Source organism: Mycolicibacterium vaccae NBRC 14118 = CIP 105934 (genome assembly GCF_001552715.1).
Classification (GTDB): Bacteria; Actinomycetota; Actinomycetes; order Mycobacteriales; family Mycobacteriaceae; genus Mycobacterium; species Mycobacterium vaccae.
Window position 1 is genome coordinate 1 of the sequence record NZ_BCRS01000262.1, and the last position, 4,584, is coordinate 4,584.

Sequence of the window (4,584 nt, forward strand, 5' to 3'; positions counted from 1 at the left end):
AATGGAAATGCGCCACCACGAAGTAGCTGTCGGTGACGTGGAAGTCCAGCGGCGGGCTGGCCAGCAACACCCCGGACAAGCCGCCGAGCAGGAACGTCACGATGAAGCCGAGCGAGAACAGCATCGGCGTCTCGAACGTCAACCGGCCCTTCCACATCGTGCCGAGCCAGTTGAAGAACTTGATACCGGTCGGCACCGCGATCAGATAGGTGGTGAACGCGAAGAACGGAAGGAGCACGGCACCCGTGGCGAACATGTGGTGCGCCCACACCACCACCGACAACGCCGCGATGCCCAGCGTCGCGTAGATCAGCGTGGTGTAACCGAAGATCGGCTTGCGGCTGAACACCGGGAAGATCTCACTGACGATGCCGAAGAACGGCAGCGCGATGATGTACACCTCGGGATGGCCGAAAAACCAGAACAGGTGCTGCCACAGGATGGCCCCGCCGTTGGCCGGGTCGTAGACGAGCGCGCCGAGGTGACGGTCGGCGGCCAAGCCGAACAGCGCCGCGGTCAGCAGCGGGAACACCATCAAGACCAGCAGCGATGTGACCAGGATGTTCCAGGTGAAGATCGGCATCCGGAACATCGTCATGCCCGGCGCGCGCATACACACCACGGTGGTGACCATGTTGACGCCGCCCAGGATGGTGCCCAGACCCGCCACCGCCAGACCCATGATCCACAGGTCACCGCCGGGGCCCGGGGAATGGACGGCGTCGGTCAGCGGCGAGTACGCGGTCCAGCCGAAGTCCGCCGCCCCGCCGGGAACCAGGAAGCCGCCCAGCGCGATCAGCGCGCCGAACAGGAACAACCAGTACGAGAACGCGTTCAGCCGCGGGAACGCGACGTCGGGGGCGCCGATCTGCAGCGGCAGCACCAGGTTCGCGAACCCGAACACGATCGGGGTCGCGTAGAACAGCAGCATCACCGTGCCGTGCATGGTGAACAGCTGGTTGAACTGCTCGTTGGACAGGAACTGCAGCCCGGGGGCGGCGAGCTCGGTCCGCATGAACAGCGCCATCAGGCCGCCGATCAGGAAGAACGCGAAGCAGGTGACCACGTACATGATCCCGATCAGCTTGTGATCGGTGGTGGTGACCAGCTTGTAGACCAGGTTGCCCTTCGGGCCCAGCCGGGCCGGGAACGGCCGCCTCGGCGCAAGGTTGACCAGACTCGGTGCTTCAACGGCCATGGGCGCTCCTCGGCGGTCAGCCGCGGTCAGGACCACGGCCCGATAACCGTGAAACTACGCCTCACATGACGCCGAAGGAAGGGATCACACCACGACGTTGACCAACCGGCCGCCGACCACGATGACCTTCTTCGGGGTCTTTCCGGCCAGGAAGGCCACCACCTTCTCGTCGGCCAGCGCGGCCGCCTCGACCGCATCGGCGGGTGCGTCGGCCGCGACGGTGACGCGGCCGCGGACCTTGCCGTTGACCTGCACCGGATACTCGACGGTGTCCTCGACCAGGTAGCGCTCGTCGGCCGTCGGGAACGGACCGTGCGCCAGCGAGCCCTCGTGCCCCAGCCGGCTCCACAACTCCTCCGCCAGGTGCGGCGCCAGCGGCGCCACCATCAGCACCAGCGGCTCCAGCGCCGCCCGCGCCGTCACCGCGTTCTTGGTCAGGTGGTTGGTGTACTCGATGAGCTTGGCCGCCGCGGTGTTGTTGCGCAGCGCCGCGTAGTCCTCGGCGGCCCCCGCGATGGTGCGGTGCAGCAACCGCAGGGTGGCCTCGTCGAGCTCCTCGTCGGTCACGACGGTCTGCCCGGTGTCCTCCGACACCACCAACCGCCACACCCGCTGCAGGAACCGGTGGGCGCCGACGACGTCCTTGGTCGCCCACGGACGCGACGCCTCCAGCGGACCCATCGACATCTCGTAGACGCGCAGCGTGTCCGCGCCGTAGTCGTTGCAGATCTCGTCCGGTGACACCGAGTTCTTCAGGCTCTTGCCGATCTTGCCGAACTCCTGGTTGACCTCAGTCTCGCCGTCCGGGCCGGTCCAGAAGAACTTCCCGTCCCGCTCGACCACCTCGGCCGCGGGCACATAGGTGCCCCGGGAGTCGGTGTAGGCGAACGCCTGGATATAGCCCTGGTTGACCAGCCGCCGGTACGGCTCCCGGGAGCTGACGTGCCCGAGGTCGTGCAGCACCTTGTGCCAGAAGCGCGAGTAGAGCAGGTGCAGCACGGCGTGCTCCACACCGCCGACGTAGAGGTCGACGCCGCCCGGGTCGTCCGGGCCGTGCTCGGCCGGTCGCGGACCCATCCAGTACGCCTCGTTCTCCTTGGCGCACATGGCTTCTGCGTTGTGCGGATCGGTATAGCGCAGCTCGTACCAGGAGCTGCCGGCCCACTGCGGCATCACGTTGGTGTCGCGGGTGTAGCGCTTGAGCCCGTCGCCGAGGTCCAGTTCGACGTTCACCCAGTCGGTCGCCTTGGCCAGCGGTGGGGACGGCTCGCTGTCGGCGTCCTCGGGATCGAACAGCACCGGCGAGTAGTCCGGCACGTCGGGCAGCTCGACGGGCAGCATCTGGGCGGGCAGTCCGTGCGCGCGCCCGTCCTCGTCGTACACGATCGGGAACGGCTCGCCCCAATAACGCTGGCGCGCGAAAAGCCAGTCCCGCAGCTTGTATTCCACCCGCGCCCGGCCACGGCCGTCGGCGACCAGCCGTTCGGTCATCGCGGCCTTGGCGGTCTCGACGTCCATGCCGTCGAGGAAGCCCGAGTTCACCAGCGGTCCGTCGCCGGTGTAGGCCTCCTGCGAGACATCGCCTCCGGCAACCACTTCGACGATCGGCAGGCCAAACTCGGTCGCGAAGTCCCAGTCCCGCTGGTCCCCGCCGGGCACCGCCATGATCGCGCCCGTGCCGTAACCGGCCAGCACATAGTCGGCGATGAACACCGGAACCTGTTGCCCGTTGGCCGGATTCGTCGCATAGGCGCCGACGAACACGCCGGTCTTGGACTTGTTCTCCTGCCGCTCCAGATCGGACTTGGCCGCGATCGAGGCTCGGTAGGCCGCGACCGCCTCACGCGGCGTCGCTGCCCCGAAGGTCCACCGCTGGTCGACACCGGCAGGCCACTCGTCGGCGACCAGCCGGTCCACCAGGTCGTGCTCGGGGGCCAGCACCATGTACGTCGCCCCGAAGAGGGTGTCGGGGCGGGTGGTGAACACCTCGATGTCGCCCGCGTCGGTGGCGAATTGGACCGAGGCGCCGGTCGAGCGCCCGATCCAGTTGCGCTGCATGGCCTTGACCTTGTCCGGCCAGTCCAGGAGCTCGAGGTCGTCCAGCAACCGGTCGGAGTACGCGGTGATGCGCATCATCCACTGCCGCAACCGCTTCCGGAACACCGGGAAGTTGCCGCGCTCGCTGCGCCCGTCGGAGGTGACCTCTTCGTTGGCCAGCACCGTGCCCAGGCCCGGGCACCAGTTGACCACCGAGTCGGCCAGGTAGACGAGCCGGTGGGAGTCCACCACGTCGGCGCGGGCGGCGGCGTCCAGGTCGGCCCAGGCGCGGCCGTCACCGACCTCCCGGGTGCCGTCCTCGAACTCGGCGATCAGCTCGGCGATGGGGCGGGCCTTGTTGGCCGCCGGATCGAACCACGCGTTGAAGATCTGCAGGAAGATCCACTGCGTCCACTTGTAGTAGTCGACGTCGGTGGTCGAGAAGCTGCGCCGTGAGTCGTGGCCGAGACCGAGCCGGCCCAGCTGGCGGCGGAAGTTGACGATGTTGGCCTCGGTGCGCGTGCGCGGATGCGTGCCGGTCTGGATCGCGTACTGCTCGGCCGGCAGGCCGAACGCGTCGAAGCCCAACGCGTGCAGCACATTCCGGCCGGTCATCCGGAAGTACCTGGCGTACACGTCAGTCGCGATGTAGCCCAGCGGGTGCCCGACGTGCAGGCCGTCCCCCGAGGGGTACGGGAACATGTCCTGGACGAACATCTTGTCGGCGGGCACCTGGGCGCCGTCGGCCGGGGCTAGCGACCCGACCGGGTTCGCGACGTTGAACGTGCCGTCCTGCGACCACCGCTGCTGCCACGCCTGCTCGATAGCACCGGCCAGCTCCGCGGTGTAGCGGTAGCGGGGGGTGTCATCGGCGACAGCCTGCGCGCGGGGCTGTGTTCCGGTCGGCGTTTCAGTCACCCCACCAGGGTATAAGCACCCGCTCCCGGAATTTCCCGGCCACGGGTTGGTCTCGGTTCCGTTGCGGATGCATCAGAGGTTGGTCCCAGGTCTGTTCCGGCCCTGGTGGCTGCCCGAGATCGGTGGATACATTGCTGGCCTGACGAACCTCCAAGCGTGGGGAAGGATTGCACTCGATGAGCGAAATCGCCCGTCCCTGGCGGGTTCTGGCAGGTGGCATCGGTGCCTGCGCCGCGGGTATCGCCGGGGTGCTGAGCATCGCGGTCACCACGGCGTCGGCCCAGCCGGGCCTCCCGCAGCCCCCGCTGCCCGCCCCTGCCACAGTGACGCAGACCGTCACGGTTGCGCCCAACGCCGCGCCACAACTCATCCCGCGCCCCGGTGTGACGCCTGCCACCGGCGGCGCCGCCGCGGTGCCCGCCGGGGTGAGC

2 protein-coding genes and 1 pseudogene are annotated in these 4,584 nt (G+C 68.3%); 1 reads left to right on the top strand and 2 read right to left on the bottom strand.

All coding sequences use genetic code 11. From position 1 onward, the window contains the following. A partial coding sequence (locus tag MVA01S_RS28660; RefSeq protein WP_060941798.1) for a cbb3-type cytochrome c oxidase subunit I occupies window positions 1–1,198 on the bottom strand: 1,198 nt, incomplete at its 3' end. Between the two features lie 84 nt (window positions 1,199–1,282). Beyond that, window positions 1,283–4,153 (bottom strand): leucine--tRNA ligase, encoded by a 2,871-nt coding sequence (gene leuS, locus MVA01S_RS28665; RefSeq protein WP_003930868.1) that lies wholly within the window; start codon window positions 4,151–4,153, stop codon window positions 1,283–1,285. A gap of 176 nt (window positions 4,154–4,329) precedes the next feature. Between leuS and MVA01S_RS30670 the strand changes: the two are divergent. Further along, window positions 4,330–4,584 (top strand): annotated as a pseudogene (locus MVA01S_RS30670) (LpqN/LpqT family lipoprotein); the annotation flags it as partial.